An 18,018-nucleotide genomic window follows, 5' to 3' on the forward strand; every position below is an offset into this window, starting at 1 on the left:
TTGCACCAAGCGTGATTACCGCTATAAAAAGTGTCAATTACATTGTGTTAATAACTGGCAAAAGGACATACTTAAACTGGAAGTGGTTTTATCTCTTAATCATTGAATGTTTTACCTATTGGATAACAATGTTGTGTATGTTGATATATAGTAATCCTATTTGAGTTATGAACTAGTTTTTTTAACGAACCACTCCAGACACAGAGGACACAGAGGTAGGAAAATAAGAGATGTTCACATTTCATTTAGGATTGCTATAGAAATTGCCAGTTGTGAAAGTCCAGGATAACCTATTTTAGATGATTAGACTCATCAAAGTTGCCAAAATCGTTACAAAAATAATAAACACTCTGTGGAGAATTTTGTAAATAGTGAAAAAATACTCAAACAGTTTTCAATTATTTAGTAGTTGCTAACTTAGTGAGATCCAAAACACCGGTTTATTCAGGGATAGGTTTTGTTTCTTTAGGCAATCCTACTGTAAAAAACTGCATGGATTTTAGTATTTCTTCTGTGAATGGAAATCAAATCAACAATTTATTTTTTATCTATAAATGTTGAATGTTGAATTAATAAAAAGACTAGCATAATTTATGAAAGCGGAATAGTTCATTTTTGCTAATTTTTGGGAAAAAATATTTGTCAGATTACCCCATTGTTCATAAAACATAACTAGGCAAGTATAATCTAGAACTATATTTATCCATAGCATATCCCAAGTAATTACGGATTTAATATCAATCTTAGCTTGACTATTCAAGAGTTGTAGTTAAATTGTCTTACAAGCAACTAATCAACAAATACACACAGGAAACATTTGAACATAATTGGGTCTTTTTTGAGGAAACTATCATAATCAAGTCTTTGTTTTTGATGAATTTATAAGATAACTTACCTTTTCTAGATAATTGGTTATTTATAAACCAAACATTAATTTATGGGATGTTGATCATTAACCTGTAAACATATCAATTGTGATGAAATATGGACAATTGACATTTATTTACGATAATTTGCTAAAAAAAGTACAGATTTTTAAATTAATTTATGAGTAATTAAATATAGTATATAGTCAACGATTTTATTAATTCAAACAACTGAGTTTAGTTGACAATATCAAAGTTATTTGGCATAATTATAGGTAAGTTTATTGATTTACCTAAGTTATTAGCATCATCACAACTTGGGCGGTGCAGATTTTTGTTTCTCCTTAAAGATATCGTATTTTAGGCTACTTAATTAAATGGCAACTCAACATAAAATTGATAGCATAGCGTGGCATTAGCCATAGATAATTGTAAGTAAAAAACCGCTAATTTGGGTATTTAGAACAGCTCAGATGCTGGCAACAATTCATACATAAATAATCAGACATATCTCTTCCCTAAAAAGAACAGAGAATCAGTCTGTAAACATCACTGGGAATTTTAGATTTTAGATTAAAAAAATTTGGTACAAGTCCCCCTCATTCAGGACGGAAAAATCGTCAATCCTAAATCTAAAATTTTCGAGCTTCTACACTTTAGGGTGGAGTCAATCCAAAATCGAGTGACAAGTATTTTTCCGAAATAATACCATGGGAATAACAATATGGCAGTAAATAAAGAACGCCAACTATTCAACCTGACTGCATTAAAATGGAGAATAATTCTGGCAACTTCTCTAACTTTCTCTACAGGTTTAGTATGTTTATACATTTTCCATCAATTAAAGACCAATTCTCAAACTCAAACTCCTGCTGTTAGTTCTGTTATTAAATCTCAATCTATTCCTGTTAAAGTTGCCGTAACTGCTTTAGGAAGATTACAACCACAAGATGAAATTACTTATTTATCTGCTCCTAATTCTATCAATGGTGTCCGCGTAGAAAAACTATTGGTCAAAGAAGGGGATAATGTAAAAAAAGGACAAGTATTAGCTTATCTAGAAAACTATGCTCGTTCTCAAGCAGCTATCCAACAAGCATTTGATAAATTATTAATTGCCAGAACCAAACTTGCACAGGTACAAGCTGGCGCAAAAACTGGAGATATCAATGCTCAAAAAGCCACAATTACCAGATTAAATTCCCAATTAAAAGGGGACATTGCGGCTCAAGCAGCCACAATAAACCGCATTCGGGCTGAAGTCGAAAATGCACAAAAAGAGAGCAACAGATATCAACAATTATCAAAAGCTGGTGCTGTTTCTGCGTCTGTTGCTGATAGTAAAAAGTTAGTTCTCAAAACCACACAACAGCAGTTAAAAGAAGCCGAAGCTACTCTCAAACGCACCCAGGACACATTACAAGATCAACTTAAAGAAGGAAGATTCAAACTTAATAGTATCAAAGAAGTCAGGACTGTAGATGTAGAGTTAGCAAAAAGTGAAGTTAAAAGTGCAGAAACTGCAATTAAACAAGCAAAAGCTGACCATGATTTAACTTATATTACTTCTACTATAGACGGCACAATTTTAAGAATTCACACCAAAAATGGCGAAGTAATTGGTACTTCTGGTTTTGCTGAAATTGGTAATACATCAAAAATGCAGGTTTTAGCAGAAGTATATCAAACCGATATTCAAAATGTTCGAGTTGGACAAAAAGCTATCATTACCAGCACTACATTTCCTGGCAAATTACAAGGAACTGTGAGAGAAGTTGGTTGGCAAGTTGATAAACAAGGCATCTTTAGTATTAATCCTAATTCTGACGCAGACCGGAGAGTAATTGAAGTCGAAATATCTATTGATAATCCCACCGATAGTCAAAAAATATCTCGCTTAACTAATTTACAAGTTGATGTTGCTATCCAGATTTAGTTATTGGTCATTGGTCATTGGTCATTAGTCATTGGTCATTGGTCATTGGTTATTAGTCATTGGTTATTTTCTAAAATTAACAACTGACAACTAACAACTGACAACTGACAACTGACAACTAACAACTAACAACTAACAACTAACAACTAACAAATAATATGAATATCAAAATTCCTTTAGGGTGGCTACAGCTTGCCCAACAGAAACTTCGTTTTGTGATAGCTGTAGCCGGAATTGGCTTCATTGTCCTGTTAATGTTCATCCAGCTTGGTTTCCAAGATGCACTATATTCTAGCGCCACAGCACTACATCAACGATTGCACGGTGATTTATTTTTAGTTAGTTCTCAATATAAATCTTTGACAGCAATTCAAAGTTTTTCTCGCACTCGATTATACCAAACTTTAGGTTTTGATGGCGTGGATTCCGTTAGTTCAATTTATTTGCAATTTGCAAAATTAAAAAATCCTGTCAGCGGCGAGAAATATTCAATTTATGTCATTGGTTTTGACCCTGGAAAATCCGTGCTAGATATTCCAGAAGTTGAACAAAATTTGGATAAACTCAAAATTCCTGATGTTATGCTCTTTGATAGAGATGCCCGTCCAGAATTTGGACCAATAGCAGAATTATTTAATCAAGGAAATATTAAACAAGCAATTGAAATCTTTCCCTTTGATGCTGTCAAAGGTTATCGAGTGAGAGTCGGTGGTTTATTTAGTCTAGGACCTTCCTTTGGTGTTGATGGTAATTTAATTGTGAGTGATTCGACTTTTCTCAGAATTAACCCTAATAGCCGTCCAGTTGAAAAAATAGATATGGGAGTGATTAAACTTAAAGATGGTGCGGATATAAACCGGGTTTTAGCAAGTTTGAAAGCCAATTTACCAAAAGATGTACAAATATTTACTCGCCAAGAATTTGTCGCTTTTGAAAGACAATATTGGTCAGTTAGAACCCCCATTGGTTTTATTCTGAACCTGATGCTGATCATGGCTTCTGTTGTGGGAGTGGTAATTGTTTATCAAATTCTGTATAGCAATATTGCTACTCAATTTATTGCCTATGCCACTTTAAAAGCTATTGGTTATGCTAATGGATATTTATTGAATGTGGTTTTTCAACAAGCAATAATCTTGGCATTATTGGGTTACATTCCTGGTTTTATTGTTTCTATTGGTTTATATGATTTTGCTATGAGGGCAACTAAATTACCCATCATGATGACAAGTAATAATGCCTTACTTGTTCTAGTATCTACAGTCTTAATTTGCATTACCTCTGGAGCGTTAGCTATTAATAAACTCCGTTCTGCTGATCCAGCTGATAGTTTCTAGGAATTGGTTGCATCTCAAATTAATCAAGTTCTGCTAAATATTTACCAAATTAACACCAACCAAAGATAGAAGTTTAATGTTATTTACAAAGATAAAATGCTTTTGCAAATACAACAGTTCGTAGTTGCATTTAATCGCAATTTTTCAACTTAGATTGTATAACTTTTTCATTACCGAACACTTATCTACATCCCCATGAACTTACAAAATAAAACTCTGCTAATTACTGGAATTGATGAATTTATTGGCTTACGTGCAGCGGAATTAGCTGTAGCGCAAGGCATGAAAGTTAAAGGTATTCAAAGTTCTCCAATTAAAGATCAAACAGTCCAAAAATTAGGTGTAGAAATTTTTGTTGGTAATATCACTGACCCAGCAGTTTGCTCGAAAGCTTGCCAGGGAGTAGATATAGTTTTGCATAACGCTCAATTTGCCGAAGAAGCCGGGGATATTAAGCATTTTCGAGAAATAAATGTCAGTGGTACTATAAGTATTGCTAAGGCTGCTAAACAAGCTGGTGTGAAGACATTTGTGCATCTTTCGACTGCCTTAGTATATGGATTTGATTACTCAGATAAAGTCACAGAATCAGGTGTATTGTCTGGGGAAAATAATGCTTATTGTCAAACAAAAATTGAAGCGGAAATCGAAGTTCTAAAACTCAATAATGCTCCAGAATTTGGAGTAATTGTGATTCGGGCTGGTGATGTTTATGGTCCAGGAAGTCTACCTTGGATTGTCCGTCCAATTCAGATGATGAGACAAAAATTATTTGCCTATGCCAATGAAGGCAAGGGTGTAATGAATCATCTATATGTAGATAACTTAATTGATGCCATCTTTTTAGCAATAGAAAAATCGGCTTATGGAGAGGTTTTTAATATTACCGATGGTAAAGAAACTTCTTGGAAGGAGTATTTTATTCATTTAGCCTCATTGGAAAATTTACCAGCGCCAATGTCTTTACCTAAAGAGGAAATGAAATTATTTCTAAAAGTGCGTCTTCAGGGGCAAAAACTATTTCGGAAAAAGGCGGATATTCTCCCTGAATCAGTTGATTTTATGAGTCGTCCTTATGCCTATTCTATTGCTAAAGCAGAAAGTGTTTTGAATTATCAAGCTAGGGTTGATTTAGCAGAAGGAATGCGCCGCACTCATGAATGGTTGCAAAAAACTGACATTCAAAAACTAATGAAATAACGGCTAGATTTCAGGAATTTGTGTATGAATAACTCTCAACCAAAGTTAAACATTGGATTACCTGTATATAATGGGGAGAAATTTCTCAGAAAATGCCTAGATTCGCTTTTAGTTCAGACATTTTCCGATTTTGAGTTAATTATCTCCGATAACGCATCTACAGATAATACTGAGGCTATTTGTAGGACTTATGCAGCCCAAGATCAACGGATTCGTTACTATCGTAATCAAACTAATATTGGTTGTGCTTGTAACTTCAATCGTGTTTTTGAATTATCTCACAGTGAGTATTTTAAATGGGCTGCTTATGATGATTTGCACGCCCCCGATTTTATTGAGAAATGTATGGATGTATTGGAAAAAGATCCAACATACATTTTATGTCACTCCCACACATATTTTATTGATGAGCAGGGAGAATTTATCCAAAATTATGACATTAAACTCAATACTAATTCCCTAAAAGCTCATCAAAGATTTCATGAATTACTAACTAAACATTTGTGTTATCAAATTTATGGAGTTATTCGCAGTAGTGCATTAAGACAAATACCTCCTATGGGTGGTTATGGGAATGCGGATGGAATTTTATTATTAAGGCTAGGGATGCTGGGAAAATTTTATGAAATTCCCGAATATCTATTCTTTGCGAGAATCCATCCGCAACAATCCCTGAGTATGTTTTTTCCTGATTACTTGTCATTTAATCAAAATAATCCCCAGTATTCATTGAATATGTTGCCTAATTTTTATGATTATGCAGTCTGGTTTGATTCAACGAATAAGGGAAAAATTTTGTTACCTCATTGGCGAATTTTACAGGAATACTGGGTTTCTATTCATCATAGTAAACTTAGTTGGTATGAGCAAGTTTTGTGCCATATCAGCATCGCTAAAAAGCTATCAGGTACAGAATGGCTATTAGTGAAAGATTTGTTAATGGCTGCCAAAATGTTGTTTTTGCGTAAGTTTGGTTATCAAACCTAAACTATAGCAATATTAGCAATTAATCGGAGAACAAATTAGTTTTAGTAGTAAAAAGCTGCTATTAAATTACTCCAAACTTATTACGGGTGAAATATTGATCTATGTTGAAAATATTCCAAGTTAGTAATTTCTTGCTTGCTACTTTACTAACTGTTAGCTTCACAGATATAGCCCATGGTGAATCAACAGCATCTTTAACTGTGGTTGTTAATGGTATTACTAACAAAACTGGGGAAATTTGTATGAGAGTTTATAACTCTGAAAAAGGATTTCCCGATCATGCTAAAAGTGAAGTTAAAAGTGGTTGCACTAAAATTACAGGTAGTTCTATAAAGCGGGTATTTTCTGGATTAAAACCGGGAACTTATGCTGTAGCTGTAGTTGATGATCAAAATGGCGATCGCCAACTCAATAAAGACTTTTTTGGCATTCCTAAAGAAGGTTTTGGAATTTCTAAAAATCCTCCTGTTTCTATCAGCACTGGCTCACCTAAGTTCAATAATTCCAGCTTCAAAGTTGACAAGAATACTACCATTAACATCTTTCTCAAGTATTCTCTTGATCCCTAATTGAGAATTTGAATATTGGGCGGGGAAACCCCGCCCCTACTGACTCCTTTCTTCTTTCTTCTTTCTTCTTTCTGACTCCTGACTCCTTTCTAAGACTATAGAAATAATGCCAGATTTTATGATATTTCTATCTAAGTCTTTGTTCGGTTGGCTGGTAATTCAAACTTGTTTAACGTTAGTATTTTTATGGTATTTACGTTCACACAAACCCAAGTCATTACCAGATGAACAATTACCAAAAACGGCAGTAATCCTCTGTTTACGGGGTGCTGATCCTTTTTTACCTAATTGTTTGCGATCGCTCTTACAACAAAATTACCCAGAATACGATTTAAAGCTGATCATTGATAGTAAAGAAGATCCAGCTTTGAAAATTGCCACCGAAACCATCAATCAACTGGGTGCAACCAATATCGAAATTAGCACATTAAGAGCAGTTCGTCACAGTTGTAGCCTTAAATGCAGTTCTTTAGTTCAAGCTGTTGCTGATTTGGATAATGCCTATCCAATTATAGCTTTTATAGATGCTGATACCGTAGCTCATCCTAATTGGTTACGGGAATTAGTTACCCCCCTCCTTGATGATAAAGTTGGACTCACCACCGGAAATCGTTGGTATATTCCTACAGGTAATTATTGGGGTTCATTAGTTCGTTACTCCGGTAATATTTCCAGCGTAGTGCAAATGTTTCTCTTTCAAATTCCCTGGGGTGGAACATTAGCAATCAAAACAGAAGTATTAAACCGCATCAACCTTTTAGATAAGTGGGGAGAAGTATTAACAGATGATATGCTCCTCCATAAACTTATCAAGCAAGAAAAGTTACAAATCAAATTTATTCCTTCTTTATTGATGCTAAATCGGGAAGAAAGTAGTCTACGTAACTTACTAGAACCATTAAAAAGGTTAATAATTAGTTCTAAACTTTATCATCCCCGGTGGTTAGCCATAATCAGTGAAGCATATTCTAGTATCATCGTCCCCAATTTAGTCATCATCGTTACTTTTCAGCTATTGATTGAGGCTAAATGGGACGCAGCTACCTTGTTATTTTCCGCCTATATTTCCTACACCATTGGCTTAGTATTACTAATGCTATTAATGGAATTTGGCATACATAAAGTCCTGCACGATCAAGGTGAAAAAATACCCAAATTGTCGCCTTTAACCATCCTGAAAATGTTGATAGTTATTCCCCTAACACAATGGGTTTATGGTTTAACAATATTATCTTCTTTGTGGGTATCAACAATTACTTGGCGTGGACTTACTTATCGGATTAAAGGGCGTGAAAATATTCGGTTAATTGAATATCGTCCTTACCAATGGCTAGATCAACCAATTGATCCCAAAGCATCTCTTTAAGTAATATTGCTCGGTTAACTAAATGTATGTTGGATTGAGAAAACCCAACATATTTATTTAAGAGAATAGGGAAATTTTAGATTTTTTATTTCACTTCAACATCTAAAATTCCCAATTCAACAATTATTATAAACCAGCGCATCAGTAATCTATTTTAGCAGAAAATATTTCCTCAAAATCATGAAAAATAAACCTCTTCGTATCGCCTTATTTACAGGATTATATGCCCCATTTTTAACCGGAGTTTCTGTCGCCGTTCATCAACGAGTTCACTGGCTATTAAAACAAGGACATGAAGTTTTTCTAGTTCACCCGGAAATCAATAATAAATATCCTAAACAAGTGGGAAATCGTCCGATGTCGGGAATAGAAGAACTAGAAACATTTATTAATTTTTCCTCCTATTCATTTCCGACAGAACCACTGGTATTTTATAAATCTTTACCCCAACCATTAAACCATCGTCATTGGAGTGATACAAAACTACTTAATCACTTTCAACCCGATATTATCGTTGTTGAAGAAGCCCCACAAATGAGGGGTTTATATTCTGGCTTCCTACAAGGTTATGGGCGTTCTGTGGGAGTACAATATGCCAAAAAAACCAAAACACCCATTATTTCAATTTTCCATACAGATATCATTGCCTATATCCAATATTATTTTGGGAATACATTCTTTAACCTAGTTCGTCCTCTCCTGCCACTTTTAGTTAAACAATTTAGTGAAACTTATGATTTAAGTTTATTCTCTTCCCGCGAACAATTAACTAAATACCAAAAACTCAAAGCGCAACGCAGCGAATATTTACCCTATCAAGGAATTGATTGCGAAAAATTTCACCCTCGCAATATTTGTTATGATCCAATTCCTGATGATAAACGTCCAACTATTTTATTTGTGGGCCGCATTACCCCAGAAAAAAATGTCAATCAACTTTTAGATATTTATCCCCTCATTGCTGCCAAAATTCCCGATGTTCATTTAGTAATTGTCGGTAGCGGTCCCCTAGATGCAGAAATTCGCCGTCGTGCCGAAAAATTCCCCAATGGTGTGACAATTTGGGGTGAATCTCATGGGCAAGAACTTTTAGGTTGGTTTGCAAAAGCAGATATATTTGTCAACCCTTCCGTCACCGAAAATTTCTGTACCACAACCAACGAAGCCTTAGCTTCTGGAACTCCCGTAGTGGCTGTTGTTGCCCCTTCAACTGCTGAACAGGTTATTTCTGGAGTAAATGGATTTTTAGCCGCACCTAATAGCCCTGAAGACTTTGCCCAAAAGGTAATTACCATACTGGAAGATCCTGATCTTAAAAATCAATTGACTGCACAAGCACGTCCCTCGATTCTAGAATTTGATTGGTCAGCTTGTACCCAAAAGTTTGAAAATAAGCTTTATGAATTGGTTAATATCCGTCGCAAGATAGATATCTAATTGAGGGTTGAAAAAATGCCAACTTGGCTACTGAGATAAAAAGACCTCTGCTAGAGTATTTAAGTAGTTGACCTGTGGGCTTTTAGGTTCTTAGTTTGAGATGCTGACAAGGCTATTTTGTGATCAGTCTAAAGATTGCCTACTCCAACTGATCACAACATTGCTATTGTTCTCAATCGTTCCTAAAACTCTTTATACCTCAGAAGTTTCACTTCTGGGGTTTTTGTTATTAAGTGGTTTAAACCTTTGATTTTTAGGCGTTGCTGATTAAGGGTATGAATTTTAGTCTCACGCAAAGGCGCAAAGACGCAAAGGTAAGATTTTTAAAGGTTCAATTTGGAAATTTCATACCTTGATTCAGCAACGCCGATTTTTATTTACAGGACTTACGCAACTGGCACATTAGTAGGGTGCATCAGATATCAACAATCTGTTTATTTGCAGGATTTATGCAGTAGTAAAGCACCCTACAACAGATTTTTGGTGTGACACTTGCGTAAGTCCTAATTTAGTCCGCGCAGAGGACTTTGTTCCTGTAGCCGCAACTTCTAGTTACCGGAACTTGATATTTACCTCTTTCTTTGCAACCAAGAAAATACTTCCTCAACTACAGCGCATTTCTGGAAATGCTTCATAGTCATTGGTTGCTGTGTCAATAACTGCAACTAATTTTTTTTGTAATAAACTGTGTTTACCCCCACCCATTGGTTTTTGAATTACTTCTGACTTAATATATTCCCAGGCTGGTGATTCGTCAATAAAACCCAGCTTTAAAAATTCTGCTATGGTCATGATTTTTGCAACTGTTGTTGTCATTTATTTAAACCCAGAATTTAATCTTAATTTTATCACTACTCTCAATAAAAACATTCACAAGAACAAGATCCCCGACTTCTTAGAGAAGTCGGGGATCTGAAACTTTTGACCTTCAAAAATCGCAAAAGCTTAACTATTGTGATTAGGAAGAGGTGGAGGTGTAGGAATTTTCGGTTCTAGATGGGTTTTGCTATTAGTTTGATTCAAAAGAATCATAGATAATAAACCATCTGCTAAACCATTATTACTACCATTATTACCACCAACAATGATATCAGGAATAATGCGGACATTGCGATCGCCCACAATTTGCATTAACTGCATCGCTGTGTAACCTTGTAAACCCAAAGCTTGTACCCCTGTCCGATAGGTTTCTGCTTTCGCGTTACCTGTCGCCCGGATACCTTCAGCTTCCGCTATGGCTTTGAGTTTAGTGGCTTCAGCTTCACCTGTTGCTTGCTGAATTTGTGCGTTAGCTTGCAACTCGGCAATTGTGACACCTTGTTCCGATTTTACCAAATCTTGCTGAATATCTGCGATCGCTGTTTCCCGGACTAACATTTGTCGTTGGGTTTCTGCCATTTGCTGAACTTCGTAAGTTTTGCGTTGTTCCTCAGCAATTTTCCGGTCTGTCAGCGTGTGCATTAATTCATTCGGTGGCGTAATCAAACCAATCAACGAATCCACTGCTTGCACATCATAAGCACGTAAGGCAGATTTAACGTATTCAGAGGCTTCAACTTGACGCTCACTTCTGGCAATCAAGAAATCCAGGATAGTATATTCTTGAGCCGAGTTGCGGAAATAATTCCCCACAATGGGACGCAAAACCTGATCAATGACATTTTGCATCGAACCCAAGCGGGAAATCACTTTCGGAGCATCTGACGCACCAATGTGAATAATTTGGAATATCTCCAAATCAAAGCTAAAACCATCAAATGACAGCAGTTTCAGCGCCGTTAAATTCGTATCATACCCATGCTGACCGCTAATTCTATCAGTAAAGTTTAAGACAATGTTTGTTGTCGGCACTAGCTCAACTTTCATCACTTTAGTATTGAGCGGGTGCTTCCCAGGATATAAAGGCTCAACCCAAACACCCTTATGTCCTTGATTGACCAAATTTCCGTGAGTGAAAGATGCCCCGCTCACATCTTCTTGTTCTTCACCAACAAAAGAAATCACCACACCCACATAGCCGATAGGGATTTGAGTCATCGGTACTTGTTCAATACTTACCAACCAAGGATTGAGATTCCACGAACCCGATAATAACACCTGTTCTTGTAAACCCCGTTGTCCTCCAGCGTCAATAAATTTTTGACCATTCTGAAAATTATTATGTCCGGTAATAGCACGCCCAGCAATTTCACCTGCGGCAATTGGTGAACCATCCAAAGTAGTCACAATCCCAACTTTTTCCGCTGCTATTTCATAGATTTGTAACTGTTCTGGACGCATACCCTCTTTACTAGCATTTGCTACTGTAATCACTTTAAACAGCGCTGTATTGATGCGGTAAGTACCTGCGGTGATAAAGGCAATTTGCCGTCCTTTCTCCCCACCTTTGGTTAAGAATTTCCGAGCATCTTGAAAATTATCACATTCGACAATTTTGCCCAAAATCCGTTCTGGAGGGTTAGAAGCCCCATCAGCGGCGACAATCAGAGCGATTTGTCCTTGGGGGACAACAATTACCGACTCTTTTTTCACTGCATATTGCCAAGGCCAATAACCCCAGTGCCAACCAGGTGCGAGAGTATCTGCTTGCAAACCCGCTTCACCATTGAGGGCAATTAATCTACCAGGAGGTAATCCTTTACCTGACAGGGTGAACTTTTTCACCACAATTCCTACTTCCCGTTCACCGATAACCACCAGTCCACCAAAGAAGAAACAACCACCAATAATAATCACGGGAATAATGATCAACGGTTCAATTCCCATTGCTTGATAGGGGATTGGACGAGTTACTGATTGAGTAACTACGGGTTGAGTTTGGGTAGAGGGAATAGAAACAGAAGTAAATTCTTTTGCTGTCAGTGTTTTTATGGGAGTGGCATTAACAGCATTAACACCACCTGCTAAAGCTAAGGCTGCAATTGCAGATGTAGCCAAGCAGACAAATTTATTTTGCTTACTTTTACCAAGAGAAAATGGAAAGCTTTTCATATATCTGCCTCTTTGGGCAATTAATCATTCAAGGTATCACTACATCAGGATGGAATGATTTTTCTTAAACTTAATGTAATTTTTTAACCCAATGTTAGTACCCCTGCTGGAAAATCTGCTACTAGCCGCTTACTTTGTAGCCAATGTACACCTAAAAGAATATCTTGCAGTTCATTTCCACCCAACACTGGAATTATTAACTCTTCTTCATCTAAAAATACAGTTCCTTGATAAAGATTAAACTGAGCTTCCCCGTATGCTGTCTGCATATCTTCTTTTTGATTTTCCTGTAACCATCCTAATGTTATCGCATCCTGATCATCAATTGCTAACCAACCTGTAAAACCCGTATCTAGTAATGCTTGTACTGGAATAATTTCGCCATCAGCAGTAACTAAACCAATTTTTAAAATGAGTTCTCCTCTACTATTAAAATCTCCTAAGATCATATTTTACCACAGTTACCAATCTCATTAATTCTCATCATCAAACGCATAGTAGTACCAAATTTTTCCCGCGCTTTCTGTCTGGCAATTGTTTCATCTGGATCAATTACATAATTACCACTTACTGGTTCAATAACTATAAACCAATCATAATGATCCTGAATTAATTCAGGTTGGACTTTATTGAATATGACCCGACAACGCTGATAAAATAAGCTATCTTCAGCATTTCTTCTAGCTTTTTCCTCATGAGAAATTTGCTTTTCTGGAAATACTCTTCCTCGACGTGGTTGGTAATCAGACGATAATTGTGTTATTTTTGAAATATCCATAATCCACTCTACGTAATATTATATTAAAACTTGATTTACATCTCTATATGATTGTAACCTATATATAGGGATAATATTTGATTCATGAAAAGATACGTAGGGTGCGTCAGACTGCATAAATTCTATCAATAAACAGATTTGTAATATCTGACGCACCCTACAATATCTAATTTTTTTCACAAATCAAATATGAGTTCTATAGTAATACTATTTAATGTGTGAACATTGTCAGAGTCATATCCCCAATTTTTTTAAGAAGTCAGATATTTTATGGCTTAAGTTTTGTCATAAAATATTACAATATATTTCTTGATTTTAATTTGATGCTATAATATCAGGCTGAATAGGGCTTGCTGATAGCGTAGCGTGGCGTAAGCCATATAAAGCTAAAACTTGATATATCAAGAGTTTGAAGGTAAAAAAGGTGAATCAGGTGCAAGGAATCAGGATGGAAATTAGCAAAAACCTATCACTTGGATTCCAGACTATTCTTCTCTTCTTCTAATTCTTCCTCCTGACTCCTGACTCCTAGCCCATGACTTACGTCACGCTGCGCTATCACAGATAACTTTTTCAGCAAACCCTAAATATTAAGGCGTTGGTAAATTGGGGTATGAAAGTCGAAAATTCCATCTCTCAAACTCTTACTCTCTGCGCCTCTGCGTGAAATAAAATGATAATTTTTAGTAATTCAATATGATTAACAATAAAATTAAACCTAGACAAGCATTAGGCAAAGCATTTCTGAGAATTAAACCAATTAGAAATGAGTTTGAGATATTTAAAAGGAATCTGATTACACTGCTTAATCAAATTGATGAAAACGAAAGAGAGGAATTTCATAAAAATATTCTGACTGATTTTTTGAAAAATACCTATTACGGTGCTGATTACTTAATAAATATTAAAGCGAGTAATGATCTAGTAATTTATAATGGCAAAGATACTAAAAGTAGTGTTGGAGTGATTTTAGAAGCGAAAAAGGTAAATAACAATGAAATGCTCAAGGTTGATAATTTAAATACTAAAGCATTGCAACAGTTAGTTTTATACTTTTTACGAGAACGGATTACAAATAAAAATCCAGAAATTAAATATTTAGTTGCTACTAATATTTATGAATGGTTTATTTTTGATGCAACACTTTTTGACAATTTGTTTGCTCAGAACAAACAATTAGTCAAGCAATTTACTGATTTTGAAGAAAAACGTCTATCTAATTCTCGCACAGATTTTTTTTATCAAGAAATTGCTCAACCTGCAATAGATAAAATTCAAAACGAACTAACTTTTACACATTTTGATATTAGGGATTATGAACAGTATTTAATTAATCAAAATCCTGAAAATGATCAAAAACTGATTCATTTATTTAAGATTTTTTCACCACAACATTTATTAAAATTACCTGTTATTAATGATAGCAACAGTTTAAATGAAAAGTTTTATAGTGAATTACTACACATCCTTGGTTTAACGGAAATTAAAGAAGGGAGTAAAAAATTAATTCAGCGTAAACCAATTAATGAAAGAGAACAGGGTTCATTAATTGAAAATACTATTACTCGCTTGCAAGAATTACGCAAAATTGATAGATTAGAAAATTCCGAACAATTTGGAGAAAATACCGAAGAGAGACTTTTTAATGTTAGTTTAGAATTAGCTATTACTTGGATTAATCGCATTCTCTTTTTGAAACTTTTAGAATCCCAATTAATTAACTATCATCAAGGTAATAAATCTTTTGGATTTCTCAATATAGCAAAGATTCAAGATTTTGGTAATCTCAACCGTTTATTTTTTGGTGTTTTATCTCGTAAACCAGATGAAAGAGACGAACATATAAAAAATATTGTTGTTAATATTTCTTATTTGAATAGTTCTTTATTTGAGGTATCAGAGATTGAACATCAAACAATAGTTATTAGTAATTTAATCACTGATGAAAAACTTTCTATTTTTAACAAAACAGTTCTTAAAGAGAATGGTAATACACGGACAGGAAAATTAAAAGCACTAGAATATATTTTTGCATTTCTTGATGCTTACGATTTTAGTAGTGAAGGTGCAGAGGAAATCCAAGAAGAAAATAAAACTTTAATTAATGCTTCTGTTTTAGGTTTGATTTTTGAGAAAATTAACGGTTATCAAGATGGTTCTTTCTTTACTCCTGGTTTTATTACTATGTATATGTGTCGGGAAACTATTCGCAGAGCAGTTTTACAGAAATTCAAAGAAATTAAAGGTTGGAACTGTGCAAATATTGACGAATTATATGATAAAATTACAGATAAAAAAGAAGCCAATCAGATTATTAATAGTTTAAAAATTTGTGATCCAGCAGTAGGTTCTGGACATTTTTTGGTTTCCGCTTTAAATGAAATTATTACTATTAAAAGTGACTTGAAAGTTTTACTTGATAGACAGGGAAAAACTTTAAGAGATTATGATATAAAAATTGAGAATGATGAGTTAATTATTACAGATGATGACGGAAAATTTTTCACATATAATCCTAAAAATTCAGAAGGTAGACGGATACAAGAAGCAATTTTTCATGCAAAACAGACAATTATTGAAAACTGTTTATTTGGTGTAGATATCAATCCTAATTCAGTTAATATTTGTCGGTTACGTTTATGGATTGAGCTTTTAAAGAATGCTTATTATAAAACCTCACCCCTAACTCCTCTCCTACCAGGAGAGGGGAATATAGGAGAACTGGAAACTTTACCAAATATTGATATTAATATTAAAACTGGTAATTCTTTAATCAGTCGTTTTCCTTTAAATTGGGATTTACGGACGATTTTGAAAAAAAGTGCCTGGAATATTGAAAGTTATAGAAATGCTATAAAAACCTATCTCCACCCTGATAACAAATATCAAAAACAGGAAATGGAACGATTAATTAATGATATTAAGGGTAATATACGCACAGAAATCAGTAGCAATGATCCGAATATAGAAAAGCGAAATCAAAAAGTTGCAGAACTTCGTCATTTACGAGATCAAAAGTCATTATTTGCAGAAAGTAAAGCAGAAGCAAAAAGTCGTCAACAAAAGCAAGAAAAATTAGAACAGGAAATTAATCAACTCAATGCTGAAATTGAAGACAAAAAAAGTGGTAAATTGTATCAAAATGCTTTTGAATGGCGGTTTGAATTTCCTGAAGTTTTGAATAATGAAGGTGATTTTATCGGTTTTGATGTGATTATTGGTAATCCTCCTTATATTTCACTCTCTAAAATTAAAGAAAAATCTCAAACTGCTTATTTTGAAAATAATTATCAAACTTATACAAAGGGTTCAGATATTTATTGCTTGTTTTACGAAAGAGGAAGTTGTTTGTTAAAACAAGCAGGTTTTTTAACCTACATTACTTCTAATTCTTGGTTAAAAACTATTTATGGTGATTTACTGAAAAAATATTTAATTGAAAATCTGCAACCTCAGACTTTATTAAATATTGAAGATATGCAAATTTTCGAGGAAGCAACTGTAGAATCAAATATTATCATCTTGAAAAAAGATAAAGTTAATGAATTTTTTGATGTTGCTAGTCTCAATAATAATTATCTTGTCGGTTCTTCATTAGATGACTATTTCTATAAAAATTGTTTTCGATTTATAATACCTAATACATCAGAATGGATTATAGGTAATGAAGAAAGCGGAAATTTAAAACAAAAAATAGCACGCATAGGTAAACAGTTAAAGGATTTTAAAATAACAATAAATTTTGGTATTAAAACCGGATATAATGCAGCTTTTATTATCAATGAGGAAACTAAAAATCAATTAATTGCTGAAAGTTCTAATTCTGCTGAAATAATTCAGCCAATTTTAAGAGGTAGAGACTTAAAAAAATATAGTTATGAATTTTCAAATCAATGGGTTATATGTACTTTTCCTAGTCTAGGTTTAGATATTAAAAATTATCCATCCATTATGGCTTATTTTGAAAAAATTGGAAGAAAAAGATTAGCACAATCTGGTATTGAAGGGAGTAGAAAAAAGACAAATAATCAATGGTTTGAAACCCAAGACTCTATTGCTTACTGGCAAGATTTTAATAAACCTAAAATTGTTTGGGGTGAAATTTCTGATCAACCTAAATTTGCTTTTGATGACTCCAACTATTATGCTGAAGCTACTACATTTCTAATGACTGGTGAAAAACTGAAATATTTGTTAGCAATTTTAAATTCAAAACTATCAGAATGGTATTTTAACCAGATTTCAACTACCACAGGAATGGGTACAAATAGATGGAAAAAGTATAAAATTGAAATGTTACCCATTAAAGAACCTACGGAAACTGAAGAATTGTTATTAGAAAAAATAGTTAATCAGATTCTCACCGCTAAAAAATTAGATCCAAAAGCAGATACAACCGGATTAGAAACAGAAATAGACCAGTTAGTTTATCAACTTTACGAACTAACAGCAGAAGAGATCAAAATTATAGAAGGATAAATACGACAAACCTCACATCCCCGACTTCTTTAAGAAGTCGGGGATCTAAAAAAAGATAAAGCTAATCAAATT

Annotated in this window: 12 protein-coding genes; 8 read left to right on the top strand and 4 right to left on the bottom strand. The window is 34.3% G+C overall.

Annotated features, from left to right (window positions below; all coding sequences use genetic code 11):
* The first annotated feature begins 1,590 nt into the window (after nucleotides 1-1,590).
* The 7 genes from IQ226_RS06875 (at nucleotide 1,591) to IQ226_RS06905 (ending at nucleotide 9,698) form a co-directional block, all read left to right on the top strand.
* A complete protein-coding gene (locus IQ226_RS06875) occupies nucleotides 1,591-2,802 on the top strand; it encodes an ABC exporter membrane fusion protein (RefSeq protein ID WP_193893758.1) in 1,212 nt (403 codons plus the stop codon).
* Between the two features lie 158 nt (nucleotides 2,803-2,960).
* Nucleotides 2,961-4,139 (top strand): ABC transporter permease DevC, encoded by a 1,179-nt coding sequence (gene devC / locus IQ226_RS06880; protein ID WP_193893761.1) that lies wholly within the window; start codon nucleotides 2,961-2,963, stop codon nucleotides 4,137-4,139.
* Between the two features lie 195 nt (nucleotides 4,140-4,334).
* Entirely contained in the window at nucleotides 4,335-5,339 is a 1,005-nt protein-coding gene (locus tag IQ226_RS06885; RefSeq protein ID WP_193893763.1) for an NAD(P)-dependent oxidoreductase, read from the top strand.
* A 24-nt stretch (nucleotides 5,340-5,363) separates the two neighbouring features.
* Nucleotides 5,364-6,326, top strand: a complete 963-nt coding sequence (locus IQ226_RS06890; protein ID WP_193893765.1) for a glycosyltransferase family 2 protein — start codon at nucleotides 5,364-5,366, stop codon at nucleotides 6,324-6,326.
* Between the two features lie 101 nt (nucleotides 6,327-6,427).
* On the top strand, nucleotides 6,428-6,895 hold the full coding sequence (locus IQ226_RS06895) for a DUF2141 domain-containing protein (RefSeq protein WP_193893767.1): 468 nt from the start codon (nucleotides 6,428-6,430) through the stop codon (nucleotides 6,893-6,895).
* 106 nt (nucleotides 6,896-7,001) lie between these two features.
* Nucleotides 7,002-8,261 carry a glycosyltransferase family 2 protein gene (locus IQ226_RS06900; RefSeq protein WP_193893769.1) on the top strand — a complete coding sequence of 420 codons (1,260 nt, stop codon included), beginning with the start codon at nucleotides 7,002-7,004 and terminating at the stop codon, nucleotides 8,259-8,261.
* 180 nt (nucleotides 8,262-8,441) lie between these two features.
* Nucleotides 8,442-9,698: a glycosyltransferase gene (locus IQ226_RS06905; RefSeq protein WP_193893771.1), complete on the top strand. Its 1,257-nt coding sequence runs from the start codon at nucleotides 8,442-8,444 to the stop codon at nucleotides 9,696-9,698.
* A gap of 603 nt (nucleotides 9,699-10,301) precedes the next feature.
* On the opposite strand, the gene IQ226_RS06910 is transcribed toward IQ226_RS06905, so the two are convergent.
* From IQ226_RS06910 to IQ226_RS06925, 4 genes are all read right to left on the bottom strand, one after another.
* Nucleotides 10,302-10,514 (bottom strand): Uma2 family endonuclease, encoded by a 213-nt coding sequence (locus tag IQ226_RS06910; RefSeq protein WP_228039293.1) that lies wholly within the window; start codon nucleotides 10,512-10,514, stop codon nucleotides 10,302-10,304.
* Nucleotides 10,515-10,643: 129 nt separating this feature from the next.
* Nucleotides 10,644-12,689 (bottom strand): SPFH domain-containing protein, encoded by a 2,046-nt coding sequence (locus IQ226_RS06915; RefSeq protein WP_193893773.1) that lies wholly within the window; start codon nucleotides 12,687-12,689, stop codon nucleotides 10,644-10,646.
* Nucleotides 12,690-12,772: 83 nt separating this feature from the next.
* A complete protein-coding gene (locus tag IQ226_RS06920) occupies nucleotides 12,773-13,138 on the bottom strand; it encodes an aspartyl protease (RefSeq protein WP_193893775.1) in 366 nt (121 codons plus the stop codon).
* The gene (locus tag IQ226_RS06925; protein WP_228039294.1) at nucleotides 13,135-13,467 is read right to left on the bottom strand and encodes a hypothetical protein; all 333 of its coding nucleotides are present in this window, start codon (nucleotides 13,465-13,467) and stop codon (nucleotides 13,135-13,137) included. Before IQ226_RS06925 ends, IQ226_RS06920 begins: the two co-directional genes overlap by 4 nt.
* 696 nt (nucleotides 13,468-14,163) lie before the next feature.
* Here IQ226_RS06925 and IQ226_RS06930 point away from each other — a divergent pair.
* On the top strand, nucleotides 14,164-17,946 hold the full coding sequence (locus IQ226_RS06930) for a TaqI-like C-terminal specificity domain-containing protein (RefSeq protein ID WP_193893777.1): 3,783 nt from the start codon (nucleotides 14,164-14,166) through the stop codon (nucleotides 17,944-17,946).
* The last annotated feature ends 72 nt before the right edge of the window (nucleotides 17,947-18,018 follow it).

Source organism: Dolichospermum sp. LEGE 00240 (assembly GCF_015207875.1).
Lineage (GTDB): Bacteria > Cyanobacteriota > Cyanobacteriia > Cyanobacteriales > Nostocaceae > Dolichospermum > Dolichospermum gracile.